A 15,462-nucleotide genomic window follows, 5' to 3' on the forward strand; every position below is an offset into this window, starting at 1 on the left:
TTCGGAACCTCGTCTTTCCAGGGGCGCTCGGAAGTTGCGCGCCGAAAATGGGTGGTCAGCGCAAAACCGTGGTGGTGGGCTCGTGTTCCACGAACCCGACTGTGTCGTCGTCAGTCCTCAGGGTGCCGCGCCGAACCACTACCCCCAGTGCCCAGCCGGCTAGTTGCGACGTCACGATAGCGGTCAGAATCAGGGTGGTGAACATCGACTCGTTCACGATTCCGGCGTCGTAGGCCACGGTGGCGAGCACGATACCGGGACCGCCGCGGGCGTTCAGCGCCACGGCGAGGTTCACCGATTCGGGTTTCGACCGACGCGCCAGGCGAGCACCCAGGTAGACGCTGGCGGCCTTGGCCACGCAAGCGACCAGGATGAACGCGACGGTGAACCACGGGTCCAGCGCGTGCACCAGGTCCAGCTTGAGCCCGACGACGGCAAAGTAGATCGGGATAAAAAAGCCCGCGGAAAAGCGCCGGATGGAAACCAACGCCTCGCTGTTGTCCGGTTTGCCGCGCCGGCCGGACAGCAGGCCGACCACGAACGCGCCGAAGATCGGTGCCACGCCGAGGAAGACGCAGAGCGCGACCACGGCCAACAGCACACTCAGCCGGAGGGTCACCTCGCCGGGCCACGGCACCAGGGGGCGATCACCGCCACGACGCGGCAGCCACACCGCCATGAGCGCGGCCCCCGCGAAAAACGCGACCGAGACAATCACGTGGTAGGCCGCGTTCGCCACAGTGGTGTCGAGGTCGAGCAGCGCGCCGGCACCGAAGGCCTCGTTGGTGCGGGCGGTGACCATGCCCAGCACGATCGAGATGATCACGTTGAGGACGATGTCCTCCAGGACCGCTACGGACAACACCACCCGGGCGAGCCGGGACCGGATGATGCCCAGGTCGAGCATGATCCGGGAAATTACCGGAATGCTGGTCACCGCGATGGCACAGGCGATCATCAGGGTGAGTCCGGTGGCGCTGTGCGCCGGACCGGCCAGCGCCGAGGTGTCGATCGCCCGGACCATGAGCAGGCCGATGACGAACGGCACCACCATGCCGACCACCGAAACGACCGCGACCGTGCCGCGGTCCTCCCGGGAGAAGACGGTCCGCATCTCGACGCCGGCCAGGAACATCAACAACAGCATGCCGAGCTGGTAGATCAGCGAGACGCCGATCGCGGCGGGACCCTCAGCGGGGAAGAGAAACCGCTGCACGTCCGGTGCGAACTGACCGAGCACGGTGGGGCCGAGCAGCAGACCGCCCAGGATCTCGCCAATCACCGGCGGCTGCCGGAAGCGGGCAAAGCACCGGCCGCCCAGGTGCGCCGCGAGCAGCAGCAGCACCAGGGCGGCCAGAACCTTGAAGAGGTCAGCGGACGCCACGACCCTCCTCCAGGCTCAGGCGCGAGACCACAGCCGACTCCGAACCGGTGTATTTACCGTTGTAGGTGGTCGGCTCACCCTGCATAGACCAGAACGCCAGCTTGCCGATCACCATCCCGGGGTAGACCCGGACCGGCTGGGCGACTTTCATCTCCAGCGTCCAGGGGAACACCGCACCGCTGTGCCCGAGCGGGGCGGAGAACTGGATCCAAATGCCCAGGGTGGACGCTGAGCGGCAGGCGTACAGGGTAGCCGCGTAGTGCGGGCTACCCATCGCCTCCATGGTGCCGCCCAGGTAGAACCGGCCCGGTTCCAGGACCATGCCCTCGGGGCCCATTTTCACGCGCTCGGCTTCCGGCGGACGGAAGCAGTCGATGATTTCGTTGTGGTACCAGAGGATGTCTTCAGCGAGCCGAAAACCATAGCTGTTCGGCTCGATCCGCTCGGCGTCGAAGTCGTCGATGTGGATGCGACCCGCTCGCACCTCGGACAGGATCTCCGGACCGCTCAGAATCACATCCAGCTCCTCAGTACGGCGTGGACTCGATCCCGGTACTCGCCCAGGCTGCCCAGGTTCTCGATCACCGCGTCCGGCGGGATCCGATCGATCTGCCGGGTGGAACGGTCAGCCAGCGACGGGTCGCCCCGCGCGGCCAGCCGCTTCTGGCGGACATCCTCGTCACAGGTGATGCGCAGGATCCGGAAGCCGCGTCCGGTCAGCCCGGGTGCGTCGTGGTCCGGGTCGCGCAGGTCGTCGTTGACGATCACGTCGGCGGTGGTCTCGTCCAGCCGGGCCAGGAAGTCGTCCACGATCGACGTGGGCCGGATCCGCCGCATCGCGTCCGCCAGGTGCTCCATCAGCACTTGGTCCTGAGCGCCCGCGTTGAGCGCGGCACCGGAACGCCGGTAGACCTGTTTCTGGAGGTCGTACAGCGGCTTGGCGAGCTTTACCACGGCGTGTGAGAGCCCCTGCTCGTGGGCGAACTCGGCGATCAGGGACGCGCAGGTGGACTTGCCCACACCGGCCAGGCCGACGACGGAGACGCGCAGAACGGTCACGACCGGTGCTCCTCCTCCACCAGCAATGCGTGGAGATCGATGTCGAGGGTGCCGCGCAGGCGGATCATCTCGACGGTCTCCAGGGCCGGGCGCAGTTCGGCCAACGAGGCGTAGAACCGCGCATAGTCCGGGACCAGATGCGACTGCCAGGTGAAGAACGTGGTATCGACCTGCCGGTCGACGATCTTATTGAGATGTGCCCATCGCTCGTTGCCGTCGGTCAGCCGCCACGTGGTCAGCGGCTCGCCCGGCTTCACCTCGGGCAGCAGCAGCGCGGCCAGCGGCAGCGGCTCGGCGGAGAACTCGGCCCCCACCCAGGACTCGAACACGTCCGGGTCCATCAGAATCTTGTGGCCCGGTTCGTACCCGTCGATCCGCTCGTCCACGTTCTCCCGGACCAGCTTTTCCAGTCGCGGATCGGACCGGATCGTGCCGACCCCCACGTACGGATAGTCGCGCCATGGGTAGACCGTGATGTGGTCGTCCTCCAGCTTGCAGAACAGCTTGTCCCCGGTGAAGTACCGCCAGCCGGGCCGGCGCAACACGGACAGCAGCGTGGTGGTCTTACCCGCGCCCTTGGCCCCGGCGATGATCACCGCCCGGCCGTCTCTGCACACGCCGGACGCGTGCAGCACGACCGTGCCCTCGCTTTCCTCGTGTCGAATCACCAGGTCCCGCACGAAGTCGAGGACCTGCACGGTGGACTTCTCGGTGATCCGGATGGTGAACATGTTGTCGATGGCCACGTCGAGCGGCGCGTCCACCAACGTCGCCCGGTTGACGTAGCGCTTGCGGCCGCCCTCGACCACCACGTGCGCGTCGAAGTTGAACTCAGCGGCGTTGCTGCGTCGCACGATCGACGACGGGATCCGCCACACCGCGGTCGGCACATCAGTGTCCGGGTCGTAGTCCAGCACGGCGATCCGAAACGTCGGCTCGTGTATCGGCCGGTCGCTCATCAGATGCCGAAAGAACCGGTCCACCGGCGCGAACGCTGCTGCGGCCTCGTCCGCCACGTCGAACGCGACAGTGGTGTGCAGGAAGTTCAGATAGCGGTTCACGCGTGCTCCGATCCGTTTGGCACGACACGCAACAGCGCATCGGCATGAGCCCGCAGCGACTGAGCCCACATGGGTTCCAGCAGCGGTGCGAGCCCGTCCACGCCAAGCTCGAAGTCGATGGTCAGACGTACCCGGGCACCGTCCGCGGTCGCGGCGACCTCCCAGGTGCCGGACATCGCCTCGAGGTCACCCGTGGTCTGCGCGAAGCGCAGCACGGTGTCCGGCCCCACGGTGTCGCGCTGTTCCCAGCTCACCTCGCTGCCGTTGAGCAGCACCGTCCAGCGGGTGGTCGCACCGTTCGCCTGGACGTCCACCACGTGTGGGGCCCGGCGGGCCAGCGTGGCCGCGCTGCGGACGGCGGCCCACGCCTGGGCGGCGGGGCGGGCGACGTGGGTCTGCGCGGTTATGGTCGGCATGTCGCTCCCTCTTCTCAGGCGGCTTTAATCGACGACGTGAGGAAGCCGATGTCCAGGTCGGCCTCCCGGGCCAGCCGGGCCCAGACCCGCACGGTGCGCAGCATGTCCCGCTGTCCCTCGGCAACGAGCCGGTCCGGTAGTTCGCCGGGGAAGCCCTCGAGCAACCGCTGCCACAGGACGTAGATGTCATCCACCCGGCAGGTGCCGCCGCCGAGTTCCTCGTCCAGCCCGAACACCGCGGCGAGTTGCGGGCCGGTCGCGTCCATCACCTCGTGCATGCCGTACTCCAGCGCCAGCGCGAGGCAGTGCGCGTCGTCCACCGGCTGCCGTCCCGCCAGCCGGTGGTCGACGTCGAGAAGCTGCTCCAGCAAACGCAGCTTGGCCGCCTGCTGCATCTGCGGCTGCTCAGTACCGCCCTCCAGATCCTCGATGTACGCTCGCCCTTCGGCCAGCATCAGCCACGCGGCCTGCACCCAGGCCTCGACCGCCGCCTGGCTCGGCATGGCGTGGCCCGCGCGCACCGACGGGAACGCGGTGATCTCGCCGGCCGGTGACGTTCTGGTGGTATCGGTCATGCCGCCGTCTCCTCCTCGTGGTACGTGATGCCAAGGCGCGCGGCGCCGGCCCGCAGCGCGCGCAGCAGGGTGCCGGCCGCGCGGGAGTCCAGACCGGCCAGGTCGGCGAGGTCCACGGGGCCGTTGGTCAGCGGCAGTGTGGCCGCGCCCGGTAGGACCACACCGGCACCGTTGCCGATCAGTAGCGACGCGCTCGGCAGGTACGGCATCAGGTTGCCGTCGGCCTCGGCGCGCACCTCGACACCGGTCACGGTGCCGATGGCGCGGGCTACGTCCAGCGCCAGCGACACGTACTCACCGGCCAGCGGGCGGGCCGCGGCGGTCGCGTCGAGCGCGGTGGACACCGACTTGCGCAGGCTCTCCAGCGTGGTCGCGGCTGCCTGCACCCGGGCATCGCGCCAGCGGCCCTCGGCGACCAGTCGGGTCCAGCGCAGGACGTACCACTTGCGCGTGGTGTAGACGTCACCGTGGTACGACAGCAGCGCGTCCATCAGGTGCAGCAGCGTGTTGTACGCGTACCCGACTCGGCCCCGAGGCTCACCGGCAGCCTCGGCCAGCGCGACAAACGCGGCCTGCTCCAGCGCGTTGTGCAGCGAGAGCCGGCTCCACACCGTGGCTAGCGCGGGCAGCCACGGCAGGTATGGCGCGGTGGCGTCCATGGTGATTCCGTTGACGATTCGCTCGGTCTGCTTGCGGCGCGGCTCACGTGTCCTGTCCCAGCTGCGGATGCCCGCCACGGTCGTCCCCAGCGGCAGCGCGGCCAGCCGGTCCAACTCGTCCAGATTGGATGCCAGCTCGCCCTCGGCGAAGCTCACCACCTCCAGGTGGTGGCCGTTTTCAAAAATCTTCGTGGAGATCCGCGGCCCGTCGATCGGTGCCTGCTGAATGCGGATGAAGTCCAGGTCGCTGGTCGGGTTGGCCAGCCCGTGCACCGGCGAGCTGGTGAGCAGCAACCGGCCGGGGCCGATCCGCTCGTGCATCAGGCTGGACAGCCAGCCGGGGTCGAGGTCACGACCGGTGAGGAAGGTACGGACGTGCTCGTAGCGCCGAGCCGTCAGCTCCTCCGGCGACAGGGCATGTGGGAAGTCGGGCATCGAGGAAAGCCTTCGTCGGTGGGCAACAGGGGGTGCGGTCACCTGACGGCGGACCAGCCCCGCCGGTGCCGTGTTGTCGATAACGCCAGGTGTGGACCCGGCGACGATGCCCGGCCCGACCGCCGCATGGATCGCGTGCAGCCGGTCCGAGCCGGTCCAGACCACGTGCGCGCCGACCTTGCGCAGCGGCCGGACGTAGGGTGGCGCACCAGCCACCGCCGCGGTCGGCTGGTAGTCGTCATGCAGAGCCACGAACGTCACCCGTGAGTCGTCGGTCGCGTCGTCCGCCGCCGGCCGGCCGTCCGGTTCCAGGAACCGCATCGGTACGGGTAACTCGCGAAGCGCCGCCTTGGCCCGGGGCATCAACCCCTCCTTGGTGACGTACAGCGCGCCGTTGTTCGCCGGGTGGTAGAACGCTGCGGAGCCATCCGGATCCACCTCGCCGTCCGCGCCGGTGACCGCCAGGCCAGCCGATACCAGCTGGTCGTTCAGGTGCACCAGGTGGGCGCTGCCCACCATGCCGTGGTCCGCGCCGAGCACCACCGAGTCATCCGGCCCGGCGGCGTCCAGCACCCGGCCAAGGATCTCGTCCGACCACCGGTAGCAGCGGCCGATCAGCGACCAGACCCGCTCGGCGATGTCCGGCCGGTACGCCGCGCTGCGTTCGTCGCAGAATCCGAGCATGTCGTGCCCAACATCGTCGGTCATCGGCAGGTAGACGACCACCAGGTCAGCGTCGTGCCCGGCCAGCACCGCGTCGGTGACCGCACCGAACGAACGGGCGGCGCACTGCACCGAGGACAGGAAGAAGTCCTCGGCCGAGCCGTCGCCGCCGTCGGCGAGCCGATCGCCGAACACGCCGGCGCGGTACAGCGGACCGAGCCCTTCACCAGCGAACGGTGGGCAGCGGCGCATCCGGTCGAGCAGTGCGGTGTCCGCGCCGCCGTGCCGGGGACGCCACACACCGGTGTGCGCCAGCAGTAGCCGGCCACGTCCCCGCACGCAGGTCACCCAGGTGCCGATCCGTTCGCCGGTCAGCCACAACGGTTGCCAGCCACCGCCCGCGGTCAGCCGCACCTCGTTACGCGCCGTCACCCTTACCGCGTCGGCTGTCGCCTCGACCGTGACCGGGTGCGGCCCGATCAGCCACTCCCGGGCCGGCCCCGGCTCAACCTCGGTCACCGCGTGCCGGACCGTACGGCGGCTGTACGCCTCCACCGCCGCCTCGACATGCGCGCCGACCGCGTCGGCACCGTCGAAGACCCACGGCACGTGCACGTGTGCGGTGCGCGCACCCATCGTCTCCCACACCGGTGCTACGGCCGGAAACTGCGGGCCGAACCCGCTGACGTGGCTGCCCAGCCCGCCTGGCCCGGCACCCGGCACGGTGTAGCCGGTGACGCCGTGCTCCGCGGGCCAGGTGCCGGTGAACAGGGTGGCCAGCGACGGCGGTGTCTGGCAGTTCGGGCGCGCGGGGCGGGCAGCGGCCAGCTGCCCGCGTTCGCGCATCCGCCGTACCGCGGGCAGCATGCCCTGACCCTCCAGACGGTCGACCACCCAGTGCGCGGCGGCGTCCCAGACCACCCAGTACACGGTCATTTGGCGATCAGCTCCCGCAGCAGCGCGGGCAGCCCGGCCACCGAGTCGACCTCGTGGTCAGCGGCGCCGGTCAGTCCTTCGCCCTGCTGGTCGGCGAACTTGCCGGTATGGACCTGCACGGTACGCAGGCCCGCGGCCCGGCCGCCGGCGATGTCCGTGGTGGCGTCGTCGCCGACCACAGCGCACTGCGCCGCCTCGAGACCCAGCGAAGCGGCGGCCAGCCGAAAGAAGTCCTCGGCCGGTTTGCCCAGCACCCGGGCGGTGACACCGGACGCGTACTCGATCGCCGCGACCACCCCGCCGGTGTCGATATGGTCGCCGTCGGCGCGCTTGAAGTACCGGCCGCGCTGCAACGCGAGCAGCTCCGCGCCGCCGCGGACCGCCCGGAACGCCTCGTCCAGCACCGTGTAGTCCAGCGTCTCCCGGCAGTCGCCGATCAGCACGTGGGTGTACGGCCCGTCCGCGGCCACCGTCGGCATCAGCCCACGTAGTTCCTTGGAGAGCAGCGCGTAGGTCCGCGCGCGCGCCGCCGTGAGCACCCGCTCGGCGGCAACAACGGGCGTGAACACCTCGTCGGCCGCCACCTGCAGCCCGTAGCCGGCCAACTCGTCGCGGATTCGATCGGTGGTCTTCGAGTCCGTGTTCGTGAGGAACCGGACGCCCAGACCGAGCCGCCGCAACTCGGCGACCGCCGCGGCGGCACCGTCGATCACCCGCTCGTTGGCGTACAGGGTGCCTTCCAGGTCGATCAGGACCGCACGTACCACCGCCATCAGGCCACCGTCCGGGCCAGCTCGGGCCGGGCCGCCACCGCGTCCCTGAGAAAGGTCCGCTTCGAGTAGAAACTGCGCTCGGCCTTCAGGCCGTGCGCCCGCAGGAAAGCCTCCAGCCACTCCGCGATCGTGGTGAGCTCGGTGAGCACGTCGTCCTCGTCCGGCTCGAGCGCGGTACGGCTGCGCAGGTACTCCAACTCGCACTGGTTCAGCGTCACCTCACGCGCGTCGACCAGCGAGCAGTGGTCGAAGAAGACGCCGTACACGTGGCCGGTGCGCACCGACTCGAAGTTGATGTCGTACCGAACCCGCCGGAACGACGGCAGCCGGGTGGCGGTGACCCTCAGCTCCTCGCGGATGTACCGCTCGAACCCGCCGTCGTCGGCCAGGTCCAGCCCGTAGGTGTGGGTCTCGCGGCGCGCGAACGCGTCCTCGGCGTACCATTTGCGCTTGAGCAGGTGCTTGCCGTCAGTGGTGGGAATGAACGAGGCGTAGCCGCGCTCCTGCTCGGCGGGGCCGGTCACCTCGAACAGGTGGTTGAGGTAGTCCCACGCCTGGAACTCGTCGCGATATTCCATCACGTAGCCGGGCAGCGAGCCGGTGCGCATCTGCTCGTACAGCTCCACGGTCAGCGTCCAGGTGTCCACCGGCGGTGCCAACGTGTACTTGTACTCCAGTTCCATGCCGCTGAAGCACTTGCGGTAATAGCGCTGATGGTTGTTGAGGAACAGGAACTGCTCGCTGTGCCGGCGGACCGCGCCGGCCAGCCAGTCCAGCGCGGCCACGTCACCGGTGAGCGCGTCCGGGGTGATCCGGATGAAGCAGGCGTCTTCGGCCAGGAACCGGACCTGGCTGTGCACGTGCGCCCGGTCGCTGTCCGCGGTCACATAGAACAGTGGCACCAGCGGGCCACCGGCATCAGATACCGCGGCCACCGCCTCGCGCACCGCGGCACCCGGCAGCATGCCCGGGAACAGCTCGACACCGTCCGTCTTGGCGCTACCGGTGCGGCTGCCGTCGACCGTGCGGGACAGCAGCTCAACGGGGCCGATCTCGTCCCACCGGAGCACGATCGTGTTGCTGGGGAAGTCGGACTCTACCGGTGCGGGTAGTGGCACCAGCACCACCGGGTCAGACGTGGCGAGTGGAGCGCTGCCGTTGAGCAGGTGCAGCCCGCCGAGAACGAGCCAGGCCTGACGGCCCGGAGCGGTGTGGAAAAGCATAGTCATTCTCCCTTGCGACCGGTCGTGGTGACCGTGCCATCGCTGATCACCGCATCGTCACTGACCACACCGGCAGCGGCTACGGCCGGCACGCCCGCCTCGCGTAGCAGGATCGCCAGATGGCCCAGGGCCGATCCCTGGTCGAAGACGAACCCGGCGACGTGGCCGATGAGGACACTGAGCACGGCGTACGGCCGGGCGACCGCGATAATCGGCTTCTCCTCGCACGCCTTGACCAGGTCCAGGATGCGGGCCAAGCCCTCGTGCTCGGTGACGTCCTGCGACTTGTCGATACTCACTGCGGGACCGATGGAGAGCCGGCGCAGCAGGTCGTCGTCGTCTAGGCGTAACACCGGGCCACGCGCGGTCCCGGACGAAATGCACACCTCGCCGTGCGTCACCGAGACCAGGTCGTGACCGCCGAGTAGCGAGTAGTCGACGAAGTAGAGCCGGTCGTCCTCGAAGACCCATTCCAGGGTCACCGAGCCGTGCTTCGCGTGCATCGCCGCGGTCAACCGGGCGATCTGGTCCAGGTACGGCCGTAGCACCGCACCGGATTCCGCCATCCGGATGTTGTCGTCGGCATCGAAGCCCTTCCTGACGTCGCTGACCACGATCGTCTCGCCGCCCGCGGTGCCCCGGTTCAGCGCCATCAGGCCCTCCGGGGCGTACTCCACGACCAGCCCGTTGTCCCCAGCCAGTCGGGAGATCACGCCGAGCGTGCCGCGGATGAAGTCGCGGATTACCACCGCCTGCAGCGCGGTGCCATCCGCCTTCGCGCCGGTGGTGACGACCAGGTTCTCCAGCACCTCGTCCTTGGCCACCACGATCTGTCGCAGGGTGTCGCCGAAGTCGAGCACGCACTCGTCGGAGCCGCCGCTAAGAGTCTCGCGTAGGCTGGTCACGGTGGCTGGGTCGTGCAGGCCACGGCCGTTGAACTGAAGCACCCAGCCGGCACCGGTGTGGACACCGTTGTCGTGTGCCATCCGGTGTGCCGGGCCGCGTTTGGTGACGTAGCTCCCGTACACCCCGGCCACCTCACCGAGGTGGAACGAGGTGGGCAACTCGTCGAAGTACAGGCTGTACGCCTGAACCAACGGCTCGGCACTGTTCCTGGTGAGGTTGCGGGCGGCGGTCAGTGGACGCACCTGGATCAAGTGGACGCCAGACTCGTCGGCCGCCCACTCCACATCTACGTCCTGCTCGCGGGCGCGGCGCAGCTCCTCGGCGAGCACGGTGACCTCGCGCAGCACCGCGACGTCCGGGGTCTCCTCGGTGATCGTGGCCGAGTTGACCCGGGTCGGCACGGTCACCCCGGCCACCAGTTCGTCGGACAGTCCCTCGACATACTCGATAGTCACGACGTCGTCGCCGTTCAGACCAGTGAACGCCACCCCGGCCAGAGTGGGCTGTACCAACTGCTGCACGATCACTGCGAGCCGCGGAGCGGGATCGAAGTTGCCAACCCGGATCCGGGCGGCCACTGCGGGTGCCTCGTAGTAGGACCGCCAGCACTGCTCAACTGCGGTGATCACCGCTTCCGTGCCCTTGACACCAAGAATCGACTGGTGCACGCCGGCCAGACTGGACGACTCGGTGTCCTCGTCCAGACCGGACGATCGGACCGCCAGTGGCACCTCGCTGTCCTCGCCATACATCTCGGCAATCCGGGCACGCAGCAGCTTTCGTACGTCGGCGGGCACCCGGATGCCGTCGACGATCTTTTGGATCTTCGCCATAGAGTCGGCGAAGAAGGCGCCAACGGTGGCCCTGAGGTCAACGAATGCGTCGGCCAGCGCGGCCCGCTGCTCGTCGGTGATCGCCGCGGCGAACTCATCCGCGGGTATCACGAAAGTGCGCGGCACCCGGAACTGGTGACTCGACCTGGCCAGCTCGGCGAACTTCGCGCCCACCTCGGCCACGTCGATAGACGCACCCAGCCCGGGAAGCCGCTGCCGGGCGAACTGCTTGTCGAAGTCCACGTGAATGTCGCTGGACCGCGGTCCAGCCGCGCCCTGGTACTTGCCGTCGTACAGCAGAATTTCACCTCGCGGCTGCCACCACATCATTTGTCCGATGTTGATGCCCGGGTAGATTCGGACCCGGTTCATGCCGTAGAGCTGAAGCGTCCACTGACCGATGTAACCGATGTCACCCAGACTTGCCGAGAGGTTGATGAACAATCCCAGCCGGGCCACCGAGGAACGCGCCGCGAATGTCGGTGCGTAGTGCTCACTTCCGAGCACCTCAATGGTGTGTGCCAGGTAGAGCCGGCCGGGCTCCAGTACGTATCCTTCGTCCGGGATTTCGATTTCTTCGAAGTCGTTGGCCCGGCGCGCGTCGAGCGGGCTTTCCTGGTATACGCGCAAGGTCTTCCCGAGTCGGAAGTTGTAGCTGTTCGGGTTGACCTGCTCCGGGGTAAACGGCTCGATCGTGATGTGGCCGTTGGCCCGCTCTCGCGTGATCTCGGCCCCTGTCAGAATCATGTGCCACCAACCTTCGTGTGGTGCGAAGAATCCCGTGCCGCAGTGGACCACACGTTGTCACCGCCCGGCATCACGCGATTGCAGCCAAAGCAGCCTTGCGCATTTCCACGAGGAGCACATTGGACGGTGTCAGCCTAGCGGATGGATTGGATCAACGGTGGCTCAGCCGGGTAACGGTGCGGCAACTGGCCCCACGGTGGGCCGCTCGGCCATCCTGGGACAGGAGGCACAGGTGTTTCGACGATCACTGGTGCAGGAAGCTTCATGGGAGTCAGTCAAGATGCGGTGGAGATCGGCAATGGTGAGGGTCGAGGTCTTTTTCGAGTGCTATTGACGCCGCATAGGCGTAGTTGATCTCTTGGTACGTTCTACGATCCGCATGGGCCAATCTCCCCGGCTCTGGTTCGGCCGATTCTGCTGACTGGCGAGGCCGGAATCCCGGTGTACCTGGCGGAGATCGACGCCAAGCGCTGGCGGGGCGGACGCCGCACCGGTGCCATTGGAGGCAGACGTGAGCCTGCGGGAGGCGCACCTCAATGACCGGGGGGCCTACCAGATGTGCTGCGGGCTCCCTGGTGGATGGCCGAATGATTCTTGGAAGGGTCCAGTCACGTTTGGGGTCCGCAGCTGGTGGCCCCGCTGGGCGAGCCGATTGTGGTCGCGCGAACGACCGGCGTCGGTCCGGGTGGTGTGACTCTGGCCGCTGGGGAGGCGTGGCTGTACGGGACGGGGCCGGTAATGGTGCGGCGGTCCGCGGTGTACCTGCCGAAGCTGGACGAGGCACTGGATCGCAAGGAGAACGAGGGTGTTCGCCGTCGTCGAGCGGTTCTACCCGGTGGGGTGGAGCTGCGCGGTGGCGGCGACGAAGGTCAAGTTGCCGGGCGTGTCGGCGTAGGGGGGAAGTGCCCTTAATCCACCCGAAAGACCGCGCGGAGGTAATAGACCTCACATGGCAGCTGCTAGAGGCGGCCGGCGAGAGGGTACGCCGAGGTGCGGACCACGAGTGACGGCCTTCTGGGGGGCGTTCGACGTGCCGGACGTGCTGGCTAGTAGGGCAGCAAGCACGTCTTGGCGTGTCCGGGGACATCCGGTTTGACCGCGGCGGCCGGTTGGTGGGAACGGCGCGCAGTCATCTTCCTAGGATGCTCTACGGCGTGAGATGTCGTCACGCATAGTCGGTACATGCCGGTTTGGGGGTGTGGTCGGGGGCGTGGTGGTGGTGGAATCTCGGCGGCCGTCGGGGCGTTACACCCTGCGTACGGCCGTGGAGGTGGCCCGCTTGGGCGGGTGACACCGGGTGCGGGTCGCCGGGAATGCCGGTGGCCGGCCGGTCGTTACATCTGGACCCGGCGCCGTGCGTGTCCCCGGACCGCGGTAGCCGACCCCCTTCTCTTTTCTTCTCGTTTTGTTTTGAGCGCCGGACGGTGCTTGCACCCTGTTGCCGCCTGACCCCCTTCGGGCGTGCGTGATGGGTGTCGACCCCCGAATGGAGCAACCCCCATGGTGAACACGATTCTGCGTCGTAGTGTGCTTGGTATCGCTGGTCTGGCCCTGTCCACCGGTGTCGTCGCCGGCCCCCTGGCCACCCTCACCGACACCACCACCACCCCCGCCGCCGCTGCTGGTGTGGTGCAGGTGGAGAAGCCGGACATGGGCACGCTGATCCCGCACGGCACCCAGGGCGAGCAGTCCCGCATCGACCTGGGCGACGAGCAGGTATCGAATGTGAAGGCCATCATCGAGGCCACGAAGAAGGCCGGCATGGACGAACGCGCCGCCGTGGTCGCGATCGCTACCAGCTTGCAGGAGTCGAAGCTGGAGAACCTGGGACACCTGGGTGCGCGTAACGACCACGACTCGCAGGGCCTGTTCCAGCAGCGCCCCTCCTCCGGTTGGGGCAGCGTGGAGCAGATCACCGACCCCGAGTACTCCACCACCGCCTTCCTCAACGGCCTCAAGCAGGTCGACGGCTGGCAGGAACTGCCGTTGACCGAAGCCGCCCAGAAGGTCCAGGTGTCGGCCTACCCGTTCCACTACGCCCAGTGGGAGACCCAGGCCGCCGACCTCGTCGCCGCGCACTGGACCAACTGACCCCACCGCAGCACCACACCCCCCGCCCACAGACCTGACCCAACCAAGGGGGAAAGAAACTGTTGGCCGGCACCCGAACCGGGCGCCGGCCAACAGCCGTCTCTGGGCACCCTCGGATCCATCCCTTCAGTCTTTGGAGGGTGCCAGGTGCGTACGGTAGGGCCGGCCACGGCCAAGGAGCTCCGCGACGGCACGTCGAGCGAAACATCAGCGAAGTTTCCGCGTTCGGCTACCCCGTGGCGTAGAGCCGCGGCCCCTACCGTAGAGGTTCCCGCATTGCGCCCTCCGGGACAGGTGATGTGGGACAGCACAGCTATCGAGCCACATGGGATCGAGTGGACACCCGGTGGCGGGGACGCCGGACTATGTCCTGCCGATTACTGCCAGGGGAATGGAAGCGAATCCTGGTTGCACCTAGGATCGCGATATGTTTAGCATTCCTCGGGCGTTGAAGATCGCAATTGCCAGCGCGACGTTGGCAGCCGCCGCCTTTGTGGTGCCCACATCCGCTGCCGCGTTACCCACTCAGACAGCTGGGGGAAGCTCCTCCGGCGGGCTGGATCGGGGTGAGTTGCGCACCGCGCTCGCCGCGGTGCCCGAAGCCGGGGTCCCGGGTGTGTTGGCTGCGGTGCGCGATGGCCGGCACGACTGGCGCGGCAGTGCCGGCCAGGCGTTCCTGACCAGCCCCCGACCGATGCAGCCGCAGCTGCGGCACCGCATCGGCAGCATCACCAAGACGTTCGTCGCCACCACTGTGCTGCAGCTCGTTGACGAGGGCCGGCTGGGCCTCGACGACCCGATCGGGGAGCTGCTGCCGGAGATCGTGCCGGGTGAGCGTGGCGCCGAAGTCACCGTCAGGATGCTGTTGAACCACACCAGCGGCATCGGCAACTACACCAACGCGATGCTCGACTCGTGGGCGGCGATCGACCAGATGCAGGTCACGACGTACGTTCCGGCAGATCTGGTGGCGACGGGCTTGGCCATGCCGCCGACCAACGCGCCCGGGGCTGGGTTCAGCTACTCGAACACGAACTATATTCTGGCCGGCCTACTGATCGAGTCGATCACTGGTAACCCGGCGGCGGCCGAGGTGCAGCAACGCATTCTGCGGCCGCTGAAGCTCACCGGGACCTCGTTCCCTGGCACTGATCCGACTATTCGTGGCCCACACAGTGGTGCCTACTTCGCTCCGTTCGGGGTTCGCGACCTCAGCGAGTTCAACATGAGCTGGGGGTGGACGGCGGGCGAGATGATTGGGACCGCGGCGGACCTGAACACGTTCTTCCGGGCGCTGCTCGGCGGTGATCTGCTCAGCCCGGCCACGCTCGACGAGATGCTCGCCGGGGTGCCGATGTTCCCGGATGTGCCCGAAGCCGGTAGCTATGGTCTCGGTATCCTCTCGCTTTCTACCCCGTGCGGTGAGTTCTTCGGCCATGACGGTTTGGTGATCGGTCACCAGATGTTCTCGTTGCACAGCCGGGATGGCGGGCGCCAGGTATCGTCCGGGATCAACCTCAGTCACTATCAGATCGGCCTGCCCGAGGCCCATCCGATCGACATCGCCTGGCAGTCGTTCCTGCTGACTGCGATGTGCCCGACCAGCGAGACGAGTGGCCGGTCGGCAGCGGCCGTGCTGCAGCTGCCCAGCGTGACCCGGATGCCGGGCAATGACGCGGCGGTTGCGGGGCCCTGATATCA

The 15,462-nt window shown here is 67.9% G+C and carries 12 protein-coding genes; 2 read left to right on the forward strand and 10 right to left on the reverse strand.

Going from position 1 to position 15,462, the window contains the following annotated elements:
* Positions 1–55: 55 nt before the first annotated feature.
* From AC1UKG_RS14005 to AC1UKG_RS14050, 10 genes are read right to left on the reverse strand one after another with little or no spacing between them, the layout of a single operon-like run.
* Complete coding sequence (locus AC1UKG_RS14005; protein WP_018815320.1) at positions 56–1,384, reverse strand: cation:proton antiporter; 1,329 nt, start codon at positions 1,382–1,384, stop codon at positions 56–58.
* Positions 1,371–1,901: a dCTP deaminase domain-containing protein gene (locus AC1UKG_RS14010; RefSeq protein WP_018745902.1), complete on the reverse strand. Its 531-nt coding sequence runs from the start codon at positions 1,899–1,901 to the stop codon at positions 1,371–1,373. The genes AC1UKG_RS14005 and AC1UKG_RS14010 overlap by 14 nt, the downstream gene beginning before the upstream one ends.
* Complete coding sequence (locus tag AC1UKG_RS14015; RefSeq protein ID WP_018745903.1) at positions 1,898–2,443, reverse strand: AAA family ATPase; 546 nt, start codon at positions 2,441–2,443, stop codon at positions 1,898–1,900. Before AC1UKG_RS14015 ends, AC1UKG_RS14010 begins: the two co-directional genes overlap by 4 nt.
* Positions 2,440–3,504 (reverse strand): P-loop NTPase family protein, encoded by a 1,065-nt coding sequence (locus AC1UKG_RS14020; RefSeq protein ID WP_482642151.1) that lies wholly within the window; start codon positions 3,502–3,504, stop codon positions 2,440–2,442. Before AC1UKG_RS14020 ends, AC1UKG_RS14015 begins: the two co-directional genes overlap by 4 nt.
* On the reverse strand, positions 3,501–3,920 hold the full coding sequence (locus AC1UKG_RS14025; protein ID WP_018745905.1) for an SRPBCC family protein: 420 nt from the start codon (positions 3,918–3,920) through the stop codon (positions 3,501–3,503). The genes AC1UKG_RS14020 and AC1UKG_RS14025 overlap by 4 nt, the downstream gene beginning before the upstream one ends.
* A gap of 14 nt (positions 3,921–3,934) precedes the next feature.
* The gene (locus tag AC1UKG_RS14030; protein ID WP_018745906.1) at positions 3,935–4,495 is read right to left on the reverse strand and encodes a DUF6031 family protein; all 561 of its coding nucleotides are present in this window, start codon (positions 4,493–4,495) and stop codon (positions 3,935–3,937) included.
* Positions 4,492–7,188 (reverse strand): DUF6001 family protein, encoded by a 2,697-nt coding sequence (locus tag AC1UKG_RS14035; RefSeq protein WP_482642150.1) that lies wholly within the window; start codon positions 7,186–7,188, stop codon positions 4,492–4,494. The genes AC1UKG_RS14030 and AC1UKG_RS14035 overlap by 4 nt, the downstream gene beginning before the upstream one ends.
* Positions 7,185–7,961: an HAD-IA family hydrolase gene (locus AC1UKG_RS14040; RefSeq protein ID WP_018745908.1), complete on the reverse strand. Its 777-nt coding sequence runs from the start codon at positions 7,959–7,961 to the stop codon at positions 7,185–7,187. The genes AC1UKG_RS14035 and AC1UKG_RS14040 overlap by 4 nt, the downstream gene beginning before the upstream one ends.
* Complete coding sequence (locus AC1UKG_RS14045) at positions 7,961–9,184, reverse strand: hypothetical protein (protein WP_475890452.1); 1,224 nt, start codon at positions 9,182–9,184, stop codon at positions 7,961–7,963. Before AC1UKG_RS14045 ends, AC1UKG_RS14040 begins: the two co-directional genes overlap by 1 nt.
* A gap of 2 nt (positions 9,185–9,186) precedes the next feature.
* Complete coding sequence (locus AC1UKG_RS14050; RefSeq protein WP_475890451.1) at positions 9,187–11,670, reverse strand: dCTP deaminase domain-containing protein; 2,484 nt, start codon at positions 11,668–11,670, stop codon at positions 9,187–9,189.
* Positions 11,671–13,170: 1,500 nt separating this feature from the next.
* Between AC1UKG_RS14050 and AC1UKG_RS14055 the strand changes: the two genes are divergently transcribed.
* Together AC1UKG_RS14055 and AC1UKG_RS14060 are read left to right on the forward strand one after the other, a co-directional pair.
* Positions 13,171–13,761 (forward strand): hypothetical protein, encoded by a 591-nt coding sequence (locus AC1UKG_RS14055; protein WP_482643188.1) that lies wholly within the window; start codon positions 13,171–13,173, stop codon positions 13,759–13,761.
* A gap of 571 nt (positions 13,762–14,332) precedes the next feature.
* The gene (locus AC1UKG_RS14060) at positions 14,333–15,457 is read left to right on the forward strand and encodes a serine hydrolase domain-containing protein (protein WP_029124481.1); all 1,125 of its coding nucleotides are present in this window, start codon (positions 14,333–14,335) and stop codon (positions 15,455–15,457) included.
* The last annotated feature ends 5 nt before the right edge of the window (positions 15,458–15,462 follow it).

Source organism: Salinispora sp. CH2A1_6, assembly GCF_056820975.1.